This window comes from Peribacillus sp. BM1 (genome assembly GCF_056679975.1).
Genome location: NZ_CM155259.1, coordinates 1,948,266 through 1,964,064, shown reverse-complemented (window position 1 = coordinate 1,964,064; position 15,799 = coordinate 1,948,266). Strand labels below are relative to the sequence as shown.

The window sequence follows — 15,799 nt, the reverse complement described above, 5'->3', positions numbered from 1 at the left end:
AATACTTTCATTTAAAGGATAGAACCAAGCAGATAAAAATTCACTTGATCCTATCCTTTTTTTATCCCGCAGTAACGAGCAGTAAAGACCCCCACCTCAAAGGCTTAGAAGAATCGAAGAAGCCTTGAGGTGGGGGTCAACTGCCCGTAAAAGCCCGATTGGTTCAACTAACAATCAGTGGGGATGAAGAAAACCTCCACTGATTGAAGTTTCACTTTATTTAACCTTATTTTTCTTAATGGGTAGTTTTTCAGTTTCATTTGGTAATTCAAGCATATCAATGACGAAGATAAAGATTGGAATCCCGATGATCAATCCCCAAGTGCCAAGGAAATGCTCAGATACAAGCAATACGGCCAGAGTGAAAAATGTAGGTAAGTTCGTCTTGACCGACATGAACTTAGGATTGAGGACATAAGCCTCTAATGAATGAATAACAGCAATCATCACCAGAACCGCGATAACCTTTGTCAGCCCCCCAATACTATAGGCAATCATGCAAAGTGGAATTAAGGAAATGATTACACCTGCTACCGGGATTAAACCAAGAAAGAAAATCATAATTCCTAGCCCTAGTAACTGTGGAAAACCGAGAATCCATAAGAATAATACAGAAAGAACAGAATTCGTTGTCGCAATCAAAAATTGTACTTCAATGACTTTCCCAAACGAATTCGTGAATTTTTTCCCAAAGTGTTCAAGATTTAAGAAAAACTCACCGAACTTTCCATGCTTAAATTTGGACGTGAAGCGGATTATTTTATCTTTTTCAAGCAGGATAAATAAGCTTAAAATGATCGAGATAAGTACCTGGATGGCGAGTGAACCTATTCCAGATAGATAACCATATACAGCATTGAATTGCTTCGGAATATCGAAGGACGAATCAGGACTATTAATAAAATCTTTTATATAGTGAATCACCTGGTTATCCGGCGGGTGCTGATAAAAATGAAAAATCTGACCAATTAATTCGGAAATTTGCATCGTGATGACAGGGAGATATTTGTACAGCACATATGCTAGCGCAAGTACAAATACTGTGTATAACACAGCTAATATCAGCTTAGGGTTAATTCTCACGTATCTATTTGCGTAGGCTGATAAAAGATTTTGTAGCCTGCCCATAAGAAACGTAAAGATGAACGTAAATAAGACGAGATTAACCATACTTCCGATACTAGTAAGCACGATAATCAATATTAATAATGTTAAGAACCTAGTAAAGCCTTTACTTTTCAAAAAATTCATTACTTCATTCACTTATCTATCTCCAATCTCGTACGGCGCTTTCTGATTTTTCCATTTCCATACATTTTGCGGATTTAGGACTGCATGTAGAACAATTCGTTCATAATTTAAAAGCTGATTTCCGCTTTACTTGTGTAACAGCAGGCTTGTATTTTCGCATCGGCCCACGTTTTAGTATCTCCTGCAAATATAAGTCACCATATGGATTTTGTTTTTTGATAAGTTCAAGTAAATATGTAATGTCATCCATCGCTCTATGAGATTGAACGTCCGATATATCGTGATTTTTTAATAATGTCAATAACTTACTGTTATACATCCCATAGTCTTTCCAGGCGACACCTCTCATTGTGCAATACCATTTCACTTCATTAACATCTGGATACATCCGAACTAAAAAACTGCGATCAAACGATGCGTTATGGGCAAAAATAGCATCTGCACGGTTAAAATACGTCTTAATCAACACATCGGAAAAACTTTTCCCACGGACTAACTCAAACGGAATCCCATGTACTTCATAAGCATGTTCGTAGCTCCGCCTTGCACTCACCGACATAGGCTCTCTGAGGAACGAATCTTCCTCAATTACTTCCAAGACTTCCCCTGTCGCCTCATTATATGAAAACAGCTTCATAGCAAGCTCAATCATTTCATCTTCATTTGGACTTAAACCCGTTGTCTCTACATCCAACACCAAACCCACTTTTTTTTGAATGCTCAAACTAGATCCTCCTCGTCTTTAATCTTCATCCTTAATATCTAAATCCTCAGGGATCGGTTCACTCAAAATATCTTCAAGGTGTTTTTTGTATGTCTCAACTTGCTCGAAATGAGTCTTGAACTGATCCTTGTATATTAAATATTGCTCTCCATCATGAACGGTTCGAATTCTATTCTGCAAAATCAAACTTTCAATATAAGATTCAGGCATCGATAAATACTCAGCTGTCTCTTTAATCGTCAAATACATGGCCTTCACCTCTTTTAAGTCTCTATTACTACTATACTAAAAATAATCGGTGAGCACTAAATATTTTGAACAAAAACTTTTAAGAGGTTGTTCAAAAAGCCCGGTAAAAAAGCTTGCGAATTGCATCATCGCGCACGTCATACGAGCAACACAGAAGTCAGCACATCCTGCGCAAGGTCCGGTCCTCACATATTACTGTATCTGCGCAGGTCTCTCGAGATGCGCTTCTCGGCTCTTTTTATCCTTCTTTTTGAACACGCACTTTAAGTAACTTGATTGTTAATTCTAGCTATTGGATGTTGAGCGGAAGATTTGAATCGGTTTGTTTGATTGGGAGTATTTAACTGTGTCCTTAATATAGGACTCTGGCAGCAATGAAGAGATACGCCCGAGTCTAGCGGTGAATCCTGAAGTTCCGTGGTAGTCATAAGTTGGTAAGTAATTTGCGAAAGCGGTGAATAAACAAAGAATATCTACTTTTCTTTCTACAACCATACATTTTTTCATCATCAGCCGGTTCATTTACATACTGATCTACCATTTCATTCAAACTACTTCTTCGAAACTCCATTTTATCTAAATAGAAAATACACTTCTCCATGAATTACTGTGTTTTTAGCATTATGTTTTAGTCTTCTTTGTTTTTTCATTCTTTTTTTGAACAAAGGTAATTATCGCATCTACAAATAATAATAAAATGAGAAGAAATAGAACAACTAATTCGGGCGTTTCCATCACAACAAAGGGATTATAAACGTTCATTAACGAAGTTCTTAAATTAAAGCCTTGTAGAATATCCAAGTACAGCGTAAAACTCAATAAAAGTGCCATCATTAGACAAGTCACACCAAGGATTTTCACCTTTTATTCACAACCTTTCACTAATATTGTTCACTTGTTTGCAAAAAGTAAACCTGTTTAAGTGACTACCGTCTAACTTAAAAATTGTGACTATAAAACCCCAGGTAAATCATGCATAGATAGAAAATTATTAGAAATAATAAAAGAAACAAAAAAGAAAGGGGTCTTCTGCGATGCCTCCATTTTTTAAATATAAAAAGAAAAAAGGACATACGGATCAAAGCAAAGATACCCAAGATTCGGAAAATCATCATGTACCAGAGCTTATTGATCCTTCCCTGTCAGTTAATCTTGATATCATTAAACAAAAGACTGGACACAGCTCAGATATTATCGTCCGAACGATCATTACAGGCAATACGCCTCTACATAAAGCATCCGTTGTTTATGTTGATGGTTTAGTTGATACGCAAGCCATCAATGATTTTTTAATTGAACCATTACAAACGAATCATGATCTACTTGAAATGCTATATCAGCAAGATGAATTGGATAAATTCGCAAAAGAATTCATTACGCTTGGTAGTGTACATCCAGTTACGAATTGGGATGAGCTATTTTTAACCTTGATGTCAGGTGATACGATTATTCTCATCAACGGCTCGAGTAAGGCATGGAGTGCGAGCGCAAAAGGCGGAGAAAGGCGTTCCATACAAGAACCGAATACACAAGTATCTATCCGTGGTTCAAAAGAAAGTTTTACTGAATCAATCGGGACAAATATAGCGATGGTACGTCGAATCATTAGTAATCCCGATTTATGGATTGAATCGATGAAAATCGGCAAAGTGACTCGAACTGACGTTTCTATTATGTATATAAACGGCATTGTCAAAGCTGAAGTGGTCGATGAAGTACGTAAACGATTAAAAAGGATTAATATCGATAGCATCCTTGAATCGGGCTATATTGAACAATTGATTGAGGATCAGACCCTGACACCATTTCCGACCATTTTCACGACAGAAAGACCAGATATCACAGCAGGCAATCTTCTTGAAGGCCGAGTAGCCATTTTTGTAAATGGTTCTCCGGATGCGCTCCTGGCCCCCGCTTTATTTATTGGTTTTTTTCAAGCCATTGAAGATTATTATTCTCGCTACGATATCGCTACAGCCACTCGCTTTATACGAGTCTTAGCTTTCTTTATTTCCTTGATAGGACCAGCTGCTTATATTGCCATCACAACCTTTCACCAGGAAATGATCCCGACACAGTTGTTAATCATTGTTGCGGCACAGCGAGATTCAGTGCCTTTCCCTGCATTTGTCGAAGCCCTCATCATGGAAATAGCATTTGAAATTTTGCGAGAAGCAGGGATCCGAATGCCAAAAGTGATTGGCTCGACGATATCAATCGTCGGAGCATTGGTTATCGGTCAAGGTGCGATACAAGCTGGCATTGTTTCGCCAGCAATGGTTATTGTCGTATCCATCACGGCGATTGCCAATTTTGCTACGCCTTCCTATACGGTTGCCATTTCTGCCCGTTTGATTCGATTTCTCTTTATGATAAGTGCCGCGGTGTTTGGATTTTATGGTATTATCTTAGGATTCATTATGCTTGTGGTTCATCTGGTCAGTCTACGCTCATTCGGTGTTCCATATATGACACCGCTCGCACCATTCATTCCGAAAAACATTGGGGATACGCTTATTCGAACTCCGCTATGGGCAGAGAAACTAAGACCAAGATTAATTAGTAGCAAAGATAATACAGTTCGTGAAGGGGATAATCAGAAGCCCGCACCTCCCAAAGACCGTGAGATGAAGAAAAAAAATACTAGATAAGGGGACCACAATGAAACGTAAATGGTTTTTTCTTTTCTTGATCTTGACAACTACCTCATTTATTTCGGGGTGCTGGAATGCAAGGGAGTTACCGGATCTTGCAATCGTCTCTGCTTTTGGGATTGATAAAAATGAAGCGGGGAAATATGTGGGGACCTTCCAAATTATCGATCCAGGTAACGTAGCAGGTGGATTACAAGGTGGCGGAGGTGGGCAAGGTCCTCCCATTACTGTCTATTCTTCTACTGGAGACAATATTTATGAAGTAACTCGACGGGTTTCAACCAAATCCTCACGAACACTATATTATGCTCATACCAATCTATTGATCATTAGTGAAGACTTGGCAAAGAAAGATGGGATTACCAACATTCTTGATGCCTTTGAACGTGACTTTGAATTCCGGACAACGGCGATGGTTGTGATCGCGCATCGCTCAAAAGCTGAGGACATTATAAAAACGTTGCCCCCCCTCGATAAAGTCTCTGCTGTAAATGTGATTAAAACCTTAAAAAACACGGAGAGGTTATTGGGTGAAGAGCCGACCGTCAACCTTCAAGAAGTCATTCATTACCTCGTATCCCCTGGAAAAGAACCTTTAATTAGCGGTCTTTCACTAAAAGGGGAGAAAAAAGACGCAAAAAAAATTGCAAATACTCAAGGATCCTCCACTCCAAAAGCTAGGCTTGAAGCCAACGGTATTGCCGTCATTAAAGATGGTAAATTGGTCGATTGGCTTCACGGAAAAACAGCCAGAGGAACAGGATGGGTTTTAAATCGAATCAAATCAACGATTGTGAATATTAACTGGGAAAAAGAAAAAGCAGCAATTGAATACACCGTAGTCCGTCAAAAAACACAAGTTACGGCACATACCAAAAAAGGCCAACCCAAAATATCGATTCATATCCGTGCTGAAGGAGATATCGGAGAGGTAAGGGTGCCAGTCAATCTAAATGATCCGCATGTGCTGAGAAAAATTGAAATAGAAGTAGAAAAAACAATCAAGAAAGATGTACATGATGCGATTCATCGTGCCCAGGAGAATAAAACGGATATTTTTGGGTTTGGCGAAGCGTTTCATCGTTCTGATCCGAAAGAATGGAATAAGCTGAAAACCGATTGGAATGATGTAACATTTCCTAAGTTAGAAGTAGATGTGACGGTAGATGCATTTGTACGCCGCTCTGGCTTAAGAAACAAATCATACCTTTCTGAACTTAAAAATAATCGTTAATGAAAGGGAGGTGAGATATCTGTGGAAAAGGCGAAAATCAGCGCATACCAGCTATTCGTCCTCATTGTTTTATTCGAATTGGGCAGTGCCTTGTTGATCCCTCTTGCGCTAGATGCGAAACAGGATGCCTGGCTTACCGTTCTGCTTGGGATGGTAGGAGGCTTTTTCTTATTTTTAGTCAATTATCGCCTTTTTCACTATTATCCCGATATCCTCCCAACGGAATATATGCAAAAAATAGTCGGGAAATCTTTCGGAAAATTGCTTGCCTTTCTCTACATCCTCTACTTTATGTATATGACAGCAAGGGTGGTGCGAGACTTTGGAGAGATGTTGGTAACATCTGCTTATCCGCAAACACCTTTGTTTATTGTAAATGCCTTATTCCTCCTTGTTATCATCTATACAATCCGAAAAGGAATCGAGGTAGTAGCAAGAACTGGTGAATTGCTTTTTTTCATATTATTTTTGCTTGGCATTAGTGGAAATATTCTTATAGTCATTTCTGGTATAGTTGATCTCAATAACTTACAGCCTATTCTAGAAGAAGGGATTATGCCAGTTTTGAAAACAACATTCACTCAAACTTTGTACATTCCATTTGGAGAAGCCGTTGTTTTTGCAATGATTTTACCGTATTTGAATCAAGCTAAAAAGGGGAAACGCACTGGTCTATACGCCCTAGGGTTTAGCGGCCTCGCTCTAACATTAGTAGCGGCTCTTAACATCAGCGTTCTCGGCGTAAACCTCACTGGACGCTCGCAGTTTCCCCTTCTTTCAACCATACAGACCATTCAGATAAATGGTTTTTTGGAACGCCTTGATGTCTATTTTATGCTTACTTTGATTCTTGGAGGTTTCTTTAAAATAGGTTTGTATTTCTATGTAGCTATAACAGGAATCGCAAATTTGTTTAACTTCAAAGAACCATCAAGGCTCGCCTATCCGATGGGGATCGTTATTTTGATTTTATCTATCACCATTGCCAGCAATTACGCAGAACATATTAGTGAAGGGACGCGGTTTATCTCGCTTCCCATCTTTCTCCCTTTTCAAGTGATTATTCCTGTTTCACTTCTTATTATTGCTTTTTTTAAACATCGGAAAAAGCGTGGAAAATAGATGATCCTGAGGCTATAAGTGCGTGTTAAAAAAGGAGGTGAGATATCTATGGAAAAGGCGAAAATCAGCGCATACCAGCTATTCGTGCTCATTGTTTTATTCGAATTGGGCAGTGCTTTGCTAATTCCTATTGCTATAGAGGCGAAACAAGACGCTTGGCTTGCTATTCTGCTTGGGACGGCAGGCGGCTTTTTTTTATATTTAGTCTATTATGGGCTTTTTCACTATTATCCAGATATCCTTCCAACGGAATATATGCAAAAAATAGTGGGGAAACCTTTCGGAAAACTACTTGCCTTTCTTTACATCCTCTACTTTATGTATTTAGCGGCAAGGATACTGCGAGTTTTTGGCGAGATGTTGATAACATTTGCCTATCCGCGAACACCTTTGTTTATTTTAAATGCCTTATTCCTCGTTGTTATCATCTATACAATCCGAAAAGGAATCGAGGTAGTAGCAAGAACAGGTGAATTGCTTTTTTTGATATTATTCTTGCTTGCCATTAGTGGTTTTATGCTTATAGTCATCTCTGGTGTAATCGATCTCCATAACTTACAACCCGTCCTTGAGGAAGGCATATTGCCGGCTGTTAAAACAGCATTAACTCGAACTTTGTATTTTCCATTTGGGGAAGTAATCGTTTTCGCAATGATTTTACCGTATTTGAATCAATCAAAAAAGGCAAAACTCACTGGTGTATACGCCATAGGGTTAAGCGGCCTCACATTAACACTAATAGTGGTTCTTAACATCAGTGTTCTTGGTATAAACCTCACTACACGCTCGCAGTTTCCCCTTCTTTCAACCATACAGACCATTCAGATAGGTGGATTCTTGGAACGTCTTGATGTCTATTTTATGCTTGGTTTAATTCTTGGAGGTTTCTTTAAAATAAGTTTGTTTTTCTATGGGGCTGTAACAGGAATCGCAAACTTGTTTAACTTCAAAGAACCGTCAAAGCTCGCTTATCCGATTGGGATTGCCATTTTACTTGTGTCGATGACCATTTCCAGTAATTACGCGGAACATGTTAATGAAGGGACACAGCTGATCATGCTTCCCATACATCTCCCTTTTCAAGTGATTATTCCTGTTTCGCTACTTATTATTACATTTTTTAAACATCGGAAAAAGCGTTGGAAATAGAATTACTGGAGAAAATTTGCTTGGTTCACGAAAAATGAAAAAAATACGAGGATGTATAATGAAAGATCCTCGTTTTTATTCTCATTTCGGATCGATAAATACTTGGAAAATCATCTAATTATCAGGTTCCAGATCGTAAATGAGGCCATTAAATCGAACGCTAGGTACGCTTGCTATATTTATAAATGTCTACCTATGCCTTTACATGTTTTTAGCAGATAAATCTCTATCATCACACCTTTTCAATAACCATCAAACAGGTGCTATCTGGAAGAGTGACACTATTGCCATCCTCATCTTCATAGTCAATTTTCGAATGCAAATTGCTAGGGTATCCTCCTTGTAAATAATGCTTAAATTGAATGATCTTTACTTTATTACCGAAAAGCCCGTGTACAAAATTTTTATATTCCTCGGGTGTGAAATAACCGAACTGTTCTTGTACTTCGTGGGCGTATGAATCTTCACCCCATGTATACGTGTACAAGAATTCCATACTATCGTTGATCTTCATTTTAACAGTGTCTTTAGCTAGCACTTGATAGTTCATTTCCCTGCCTTGAAAATCTTTTGCATACTGCTGCAAAAACTTCATTCCGTTACCATCCTTAAATCGAATAATGCGGCTTAGGTTTTTACTTTCTGTCATAATTCCATCTCGAATTATGATCCTGCCACCAGGCTTTAAAACAGTGAAAGCACTGCTTAACGCTTGTTTTATAACATCATGATTAAACTTCTTTCCTTCATATTCAACATAGGAGAAAATTTCATGAAGAATCGACGAATAAATAATCGTATCAAGCGTATTAGGCTTAAAGGTATCGATTAGTTTTAAGGCATCCCCCTTTATGACGTCCCATGAATGCGCTTTTTCTTTTTTCTTTTTCTTAAGAGATTCGATGACATTTTCAGATAGATCAATCCCAATGATTTCTTTATTAACCGTTTCTTTTTCTAGCATATCTAACAGGACGCCACCGCCGGGTCCGACATCTAAAATCGTGTCTCCCTTTATGTAATCAAGAATGATTCGTTTGTCATCTGCTGCGCTGTTCATATGTGCTAGATAGGTAGATTCGTTGTGAAATCGATCATACGCATCTCTTCTTAAACCAAAGAAATCAAATAGCAGCACGGTTGCTCGACTATGCATCATATCTACCTTTTCAGCTTCCACACAGAATTGAATAAGCGACTCGCCCACAGCTGAAAATTCAAACGAGACAAAAGCGATTTGAAGGCTCTCGTTTATTTCTATGTTGAAATTCACGTGAGTCGTGTCTGGTCTACGATTTATCCTGAATTCGTTTAAGTATTTCTCAATGATCCGCTTGCGGTATATATTATTATGTTTTGCTCCTTGATAATCATAATGGAGCTGTTGCATGAGTTTTTCAAAATTAATATGTCTAACAGAAAACTTCTTAAGATCTTCTGAAGCCATCACCAGAATCGTCCAGAAATCTACAAATGAGAAATCATGCATGGAAGGCTCTACATACCATAAATCTTTATCCGCTAAGAACATTTTCACTTTGTCTGAGCCCTGACCATCAATCAGTTCCATCTTTTCTTGATAGGTTTCTTGAAAACTTGACGTTAATTTGTCTATTCTCGACTCGAATTCGTCTTGATTATCTTGCTTATGAAACATTCTATCAATTGAAGCTTCTATGTCTCCTTGGAGCTTTAGCCAAAGTTCATTAGAAACTCCCCCAATCACGCAATGGTTAAGATGCAGAAGCATTTTTTTTGCTTCCATAGTAGAGTAATAGTTTTTAAAAACCTTCACTAATCCCCGTTGGGTAATCAGCCTAGATTCACCACGAAGATATTGTCCCAACAATCCATGCGTTTTAATCAATTCATATAACAACGGCTTGTCGTAGCCCGTATAGTCATGTAAGAAAATATCAGCAGAACCTTCATTATGAGCCAAGATGTTATAGCCTTTTTCTAGCCATTTATTTCTTTGTTCGGCTGTTCCACCTTTAGCAACTTCACAATAGGACAAAACAGTGGCTAGCTGCCAATACATTTCCTCACTCAAAAAAGGTCTTTTTAATTCCTCTAGAATTTGTAAAGTTCTTTGAACATATTTGATAACACTATGTGTAGACAATTCGTTAATAGAAGTAACATTCTCATAGTTTTGATGTATTTCTTCAGCATCGATTAAATAGTTCAACCATGGGGGAGTATCTTCATTCTTATGACCCTGAAGTAGATAATCGTTGATATATTCAATATTCTTTTTCAACATAAGCATTGGCGCTCACCTCTGTTTTATTTTTTCTTCATTACGAATACTTCTCCCCTTCATGTAAACTAGACAGCAGCAGTTTCAGCTCTTCATTTGTAAGCTCCCGATAGTCCCCGCGCTCTAGGCCAGTTAATGTAAGGTTCATAATTCGGATCCGTTCAAGCTTTGTCACTTTATATCCCAGCGCCTTTGACATTCTCCGTATTTGCCGGTTGAGACCTTGTGTCAAAATGATCGTAAACTCATAATCATTCAACCTTATTACTTCACATGGCTTTGTCATGACGCCAAGAATTTCGACACCATTGGCCATTGTTTCGATAAAATCGTCTGTAATCGGTTGATCGACCTTGACTAAGTATTCCTTCTCATGAGCATTCTCCGAGCGCATCATCTTATTCACGATATCGCCGTCATTCGTTAAGAGAATCAATCCTTCTGACGCTTTATCTAATCTTCCTACTGCAAAAATCCTTATCGGATAGTTGACGTATTCAATAATATTACCTGCAACATGAGGAGCAGCCGTACAAGTAATTCCGACTGGTTTATTCAGCAGGAGATAGATCGAATCTGCCTTTTTCGGTATCATCTTGCCATCAATCAGCACCACATCCCCTGGTGCTACCGTATCTCCCGGTTCACAAACTACGCCGTTAATGGTCATTCTCTTTGCTTCAATCAATCGATCCGTTTCCCGTCTTGAACAGAAACCCGTTTCGCTTATATATTTATTAATTCTCATCAGTCTCTCACTTTCAAGGTTGCTAGATTCATTTTAGAGGAAATTTCCACCTAATCAAAGGAGCTTTTTTTGCATATATCAGCCGTTTCTGTCCATATATCAGCCGATTTTTCATTTTATCGGCCGTATTACACAGATATCAGCGGTCTTCATTATTATATCAGCCATTATCATTCTTCCCTTCAAAAAAATGATAAACCCTTCCTTTATTTGATCCTGAAAAAGGTACATTCATAGAAATCAGTAGTTTGCGTGCAATTGAATCAGAAGATACATGCAGAAAATCACGACATTGACGGTTCGTGATTGAGGATTCGATGAGCAGATAGTAATCTTGGAGTGCCTGCAAATGTGCGTCTTTCTCTTTGGTTAAGCATAATGAACGATACCAACTGCCCTTTTTCCGTTCCATCATTGAATGCAAGCATGTAGGACAGAAAACACCTGTAAGAACGTCTGAAATCGGTATCGAGTATTTGTCCAACACATCCGTTACGAGTGGCGTATCTTTTTTCATAAAAGATCGAGCAAGTTTCTTTATTTCTTTCCATTCGGCCTTTTCTTCATGGTATAGTCGTTCCAGATCAGCCCATTTATTTGGCAGATTCGCTACACGCATGATTCGATCTTTAATCCGGTAATTGCGAGGTGATGTTTTAATGATTGTAGCTGGATTGCTGACAATTACATATGATTTAATTGGCAGTGCAGACATATGTTGCCCTACCAAAAAGCTTGCCAACTGTTTTTCCTGACGCTGGATTTGCAGAAATGGATCTGGAAATGCAGTTTCCTTTTCATTATATATTCGAATCATTTGTTGGAAATTTTCATCAAAATACAAGGTACCCGATATATTTTTGATTTCAAGTAAAAGGATGAATGTTTGTGTGAGAATGATGGTATCAAGTTGAAAATAGTGGGAGCTTGCCTTCAAACGGAGATCATGTAAAATGAGGGATTGCTTATTCGGAACATCCATTAAATGATAATCAACAGCCCTTTCACCGCGGTAACCTGTCAGTTGTTTCACCAAATCCTTTTCAACCAGCGGCCTTTTCGGATGATTTTCTGGCAATCTTCTTACTAATGCCTCTAATTTTTTCACGATCAGCGGCAGTTGTCTCTTTTTAAAAATCAATTCATCACTTCCTTTCTTGTCTCGACATATCTTCTGCATCATATAGGTGTTTTCCTGTTGCTAGCAGAAAATAATTTTACTAATTTCATAAAAAGTCGTGTTAACTTTGCTTTCAAAAAAATTAGCTTAAGGATTCATTTATACACCGAATTTTTGTCAGTTCGTGGTGATAAATCGAACAAGGACATATACACCGAAAAAAATAAAAACAGAAAGTGACAATCACTTTCTGCAAAAAAGTATGCATCCTAATCCCTTTAAATGCTTTCTCTAAAAAGTCCAACATGCAGTTCCAGCCCAAGGTCCACATAATAAATTTCTGCAAGCTTGCAAGTCTCTAACAGAGCGTAATAATCTTTTCCTTCACATCCTTGTCAGGACACAAGGTTTTAAATGACTTCCGCTCTTTGCTTTAATGAGATAATTTGTTTCGTTTCATTGGATTCGAGCGCAGCCAAAACAATTTGCAGCGATTTCATTCCTTCTTCTCCAGTAATAAGCGGTTCTTCATCGTTTATGATGCATTCAATAAAGTGATCAATCACACGCGTCGTCGTGTTTCCCCCTTCTTCATTCGTTTGAATTTTATCTAGTTTATGATGGACGGTTTCGCCAGTCCGATATTCTTCAATTAATGAATATACAGGATCAGCTTCGAGACGAAGTGCACCTTTTTCTCCATAAATAACCGTAGAGTTATCGCCGCCTGTTACATATGACCAGCTTGCTGCTAGCGTACCGATAATACCTGATGATGTCCGTAAAATATAAACCGCATTGTCATCCACTTCAGTATTTTTTTTTGCATTTGTCTCAATAAATGCTCCTACTTCGGTAAATTCACCAAGTAAATAGCGCATTAAATCTGCTTTGTGTACGCCGAGATCCCCCATGGCACCGATAAATGCCTGTTCTTTATTAAAAAACCAGCTTCCTGCACCGTCGATACTCCATGCTTCCGGACCCGGATGACCAAATGTTGTTTTAAAACTGTAAATTTTCCCGAGCTTCCCACTGTCAATGAGTTCCTTCGCTTTTTGGTGAGAAGAAACAAAGCGTTGATTATGAGCAATCATCAACTTTTTGCCACTCATGTCTGCCGCTTCTATCATGGCTTTCGCTTCTTCCTCTGATGTAGCCATTGGCTTTTCACATAGAACATGTTTTCCAGCCGTAAACGCATCAATGGAAACCGGTGCGTGCAAATAGTTTGGCAGACAGATACTGACCGCATCAATTTCTGCTAAACGTAACAGCTCCTTATAGTCTGTAAATGCCTTTGCAGCATACTTTTTGGCACTTTCTGCGGCCCGCTCTGCTTTAATATCACAAACAGCAATAATTTCCACTTGTGCATTTGCTTCGTATTCAATTAAATGTCGGCGTCTCGCAATACTGCCACAGCCAATCACACCTACTTTTATTTTTTTCATACTATTCCCTCCTCAAATATTCAACTAATCGAACTTAGTTTATCAATTTGCTTAGCACGAAACCTTTTACCCTTTTACAGACCCACCCGCCAGACCTTTGACTACTTTTTCTTGAGAGAAGAAGTACACAACGAGAATTGGCAGACTGAATAATGTTAATGCAGACATTAACCCCGGAATATTTACTGAAAATTCGCCATAAAAGTCCTGAAGACCAAGTGGAATCGTCCGATTTTCAGGACTTGAAAGTAAGACTAAAGCGAAGATAAACTCATTCCATAAATGAATAAAATTATAGATAAATACGGTCATCAACGCAGGTGTCAACATCGGCAAAATGACCCGCCAGAAAATACCGAAAGGCGTACAACCGTCCATCTCCGCTGCTTCCTCAAGAGACTTTGGAATTTCTTGCATAAACTGTGTCAAAATAAAAATGGAAATCGGTAAACTAAAAGCAATATATGGTCCTAAAAGCGCCCATAATGTATCGTAGATTCCCATACTTTGAGTCAGTTTAAAAATAGGGATCAGTGTCGCATGAATGGGAAGCATCATTCCAGAAATAAACAACAGGAAGAGTGGACGATTAAACTTGAATTTCATCCTACTTAATGGATAACTTGCCAATGCCGCAATAAACATAACAATCACGACAGCAGCCACTGATACGATTAGACTGTTTAAAAAGTAGTGGCTAATCCCCATCTCAAAAACAGAAGTATAGTTACTGAAATTAAAAGAACTAAAAAGGGAGAAAGGTTTTTCAAAGAAATCTCCCTGTGTTTTTAACGACGTGGAAATCATATAGAGAAATGGATAACCGGTAAAAACAAGCAATAATAAAGCTATGATATAAAGGGGAAATTTTCTCATAACTGCCATTACTCGTATCCTCCTTTTCGCTTACGTACGGATTCTAGGACTTGAATGATAATCGTGACGATTATCGCAATAAAAAACATCAAGAAGGCGATAGCACTGGCATAACCCATGTTGAAGTTATTAAATGCTTGTTTAAACATGTAAGTACCCATTAATTCAGTTGCGCCGTTCGGACCGCCACCAGTCATAATATAGAAAATATCAAATGCTTTGAGTGATCCAACAATCGCTAAGATTGAAGAACTGACAATTGTCGGCAATAAAAGGGGAATCGTAATATTTTTAAACTTTTGCCATGTATTTGCCCCATCAATTTGGGCGGCTTCATATAATTCTTCAGAAATCCCAACAAGTGCTGCTTTAAACAAAATCATATAAAACGGAGAGAACTGCCAGACGACGACTAATAAAACAGCTATCATCGCTGTATTTTCATTGCTAAGCCAGGCGATGTTTTCAAATCCAAGGAAATTAACAAACAAATTAATGACACCATTGATCGGGTCAAACATGAGTACCCAGAGCATACCAATTGCAACCGTAGACATTAAAAATGGGAGAAAATAAATACTGTTAAATAAACGAAGCCCTTTGATAGGAGCAAATAGCATAAGCGCCATAATCAAACCTAGCGGAATCTGGACAAAAACAGATGCAAAAACAACCCATAAATTATTTTTCAAAGCCGTCCGGAATATCGCATCTTTGAATAGCTCAACATAGTTTCCAAGACCAACAAATGTTTTTTCGGTTGTCCCATCCCAATTGTAAAAGCTGTAATTTAACGTTGCAAAAATAGGATATACAACGTATAGGAGGTATACGAGCAAAGCCGGGGCAATGAATAAGCAGATTGTCATTACATTTTTGTTACGTGAAAATTTCTTCGACTTTGTCCTTTCAATCTTCTGTATTAAATCTATTTTTTCTGTCTGTGCATTCATAA

The 15,799-nt window shown here is 38.3% G+C and carries 14 protein-coding genes; 4 read left to right on the top strand and 10 right to left on the bottom strand.

The features are described 5' to 3' along the window. Positions 1 to 216 precede the first annotated feature (216 nt). From AC1MGI_RS09445 to AC1MGI_RS09430, 4 genes are all read right to left on the bottom strand, one after another. Positions 217 to 1,263 carry an AI-2E family transporter gene (locus AC1MGI_RS09445; RefSeq protein ID WP_480349484.1) on the bottom strand — a complete coding sequence of 349 codons (1,047 nt, stop codon included), beginning with the start codon at positions 1,261 to 1,263 and terminating at the stop codon, positions 217 to 219. 88 nt (positions 1,264 to 1,351) lie between these two features. Next, a complete protein-coding gene (locus AC1MGI_RS09440; RefSeq protein WP_480349483.1) occupies positions 1,352 to 1,975 on the bottom strand; it encodes an exonuclease domain-containing protein in 624 nt (207 codons plus the stop codon). Positions 1,976 to 1,993: 18 nt separating this feature from the next. Beyond that, positions 1,994 to 2,224, bottom strand: coding sequence for an excisionase family DNA-binding protein (locus tag AC1MGI_RS09435; RefSeq protein ID WP_062183538.1), 231 nt, complete (start codon positions 2,222 to 2,224; stop codon positions 1,994 to 1,996). Positions 2,225 to 2,845: 621 nt separating this feature from the next. Further along, the gene (locus AC1MGI_RS09430) at positions 2,846 to 3,055 is read right to left on the bottom strand and encodes a YczF family membrane protein (RefSeq protein WP_480349752.1); all 210 of its coding nucleotides are present in this window, start codon (positions 3,053 to 3,055) and stop codon (positions 2,846 to 2,848) included. Between the two features lie 203 nt (positions 3,056 to 3,258). Here AC1MGI_RS09430 and AC1MGI_RS09425 point away from each other — a divergent pair, with 203 nt between their 5' ends. From AC1MGI_RS09425 to AC1MGI_RS09410, 4 genes are read left to right on the top strand one after another with little or no spacing between them, the layout of a single operon-like run. Beyond that, positions 3,259 to 4,875 (top strand): spore germination protein, encoded by a 1,617-nt coding sequence (locus AC1MGI_RS09425; protein ID WP_480349482.1) that lies wholly within the window; start codon positions 3,259 to 3,261, stop codon positions 4,873 to 4,875. Between the two features lie 10 nt (positions 4,876 to 4,885). Beyond that, positions 4,886 to 6,112, top strand: coding sequence for a Ger(x)C family spore germination protein (locus tag AC1MGI_RS09420; RefSeq protein WP_480349481.1), 1,227 nt, complete (start codon positions 4,886 to 4,888; stop codon positions 6,110 to 6,112). Positions 6,113 to 6,133: 21 nt separating this feature from the next. Continuing rightward, positions 6,134 to 7,234: a GerAB/ArcD/ProY family transporter gene (locus tag AC1MGI_RS09415; RefSeq protein ID WP_480349480.1), complete on the top strand. Its 1,101-nt coding sequence runs from the start codon at positions 6,134 to 6,136 to the stop codon at positions 7,232 to 7,234. 48 nt (positions 7,235 to 7,282) lie between these two features. Further along, complete coding sequence (locus AC1MGI_RS09410) at positions 7,283 to 8,383, top strand: GerAB/ArcD/ProY family transporter (RefSeq protein ID WP_480349479.1); 1,101 nt, start codon at positions 7,283 to 7,285, stop codon at positions 8,381 to 8,383. 232 nt (positions 8,384 to 8,615) lie between these two features. On the opposite strand, the gene AC1MGI_RS09405 is transcribed toward AC1MGI_RS09410, so the two are convergent. The 6 genes from AC1MGI_RS09405 to AC1MGI_RS09380 all read right to left on the bottom strand — a co-directional run bounded on the left by AC1MGI_RS09405 (position 8,616) and on the right by AC1MGI_RS09380 (position 15,797). After that, entirely contained in the window at positions 8,616 to 10,655 is a 2,040-nt protein-coding gene (locus AC1MGI_RS09405) for a class I SAM-dependent methyltransferase (RefSeq protein ID WP_480349478.1), read from the bottom strand. Positions 10,656 to 10,686: 31 nt separating this feature from the next. Then, positions 10,687 to 11,394, bottom strand: coding sequence for a pseudouridine synthase (locus AC1MGI_RS09400; protein ID WP_480349477.1), 708 nt, complete (start codon positions 11,392 to 11,394; stop codon positions 10,687 to 10,689). Between the two features lie 160 nt (positions 11,395 to 11,554). After that, positions 11,555 to 12,577, bottom strand: coding sequence for a nuclease-related domain-containing protein (locus AC1MGI_RS09395; protein ID WP_480349476.1), 1,023 nt, complete (start codon positions 12,575 to 12,577; stop codon positions 11,555 to 11,557). Between the two features lie 347 nt (positions 12,578 to 12,924). Continuing rightward, entirely contained in the window at positions 12,925 to 13,968 is a 1,044-nt protein-coding gene (locus AC1MGI_RS09390) for a Gfo/Idh/MocA family protein (RefSeq protein ID WP_480349475.1), read from the bottom strand. Positions 13,969 to 14,034: 66 nt separating this feature from the next. Beyond that, entirely contained in the window at positions 14,035 to 14,853 is an 819-nt protein-coding gene (locus AC1MGI_RS09385) for a carbohydrate ABC transporter permease (RefSeq protein ID WP_480349474.1), read from the bottom strand. After that, on the bottom strand, positions 14,853 to 15,797 hold the full coding sequence (locus tag AC1MGI_RS09380; RefSeq protein WP_480349473.1) for a carbohydrate ABC transporter permease: 945 nt from the start codon (positions 15,795 to 15,797) through the stop codon (positions 14,853 to 14,855). The genes AC1MGI_RS09385 and AC1MGI_RS09380 overlap by 1 nt, the downstream gene beginning before the upstream one ends. Between the last annotated feature and the right edge of the window lie 2 nt (positions 15,798 to 15,799).

Coding starts and splice junctions, on each gene's coding strand:
- AC1MGI_RS09435 (WP_062183538.1), bottom strand. CDS start 2,224: ATGTATTTGACGATTAAAGAGACAGCTGAGTATTTATCGATGCCTGAA.
- AC1MGI_RS09430 (WP_480349752.1), bottom strand. CDS start 3,055: ATGGCACTTTTATTGAGTTTTACGCTGTACTTGGATATTCTACAAGGC.
- AC1MGI_RS09425 (WP_480349482.1), top strand. CDS start 3,259: ATGCCTCCATTTTTTAAATATAAAAAGAAAAAAGGACATACGGATCAA.
- AC1MGI_RS09420 (WP_480349481.1), top strand. CDS start 4,886: ATGAAACGTAAATGGTTTTTTCTTTTCTTGATCTTGACAACTACCTCA.
- AC1MGI_RS09410 (WP_480349479.1), top strand. CDS start 7,283: ATGGAAAAGGCGAAAATCAGCGCATACCAGCTATTCGTGCTCATTGTT.
- AC1MGI_RS09405 (WP_480349478.1), bottom strand. CDS start 10,655: ATGCTTATGTTGAAAAAGAATATTGAATATATCAACGATTATCTACTT.
- AC1MGI_RS09400 (WP_480349477.1), bottom strand. CDS start 11,394: ATGAGAATTAATAAATATATAAGCGAAACGGGTTTCTGTTCAAGACGG.
- AC1MGI_RS09395 (WP_480349476.1), bottom strand. CDS start 12,577: ATGATGCAGAAGATATGTCGAGACAAGAAAGGAAGTGATGAATTGATT.
- AC1MGI_RS09390 (WP_480349475.1), bottom strand. CDS start 13,968: ATGAAAAAAATAAAAGTAGGTGTGATTGGCTGTGGCAGTATTGCGAGA.
- AC1MGI_RS09385 (WP_480349474.1), bottom strand. CDS start 14,853: ATGGCAGTTATGAGAAAATTTCCCCTTTATATCATAGCTTTATTATTG.
- AC1MGI_RS09380 (WP_480349473.1), bottom strand. CDS start 15,797: ATGAATGCACAGACAGAAAAAATAGATTTAATACAGAAGATTGAAAGG.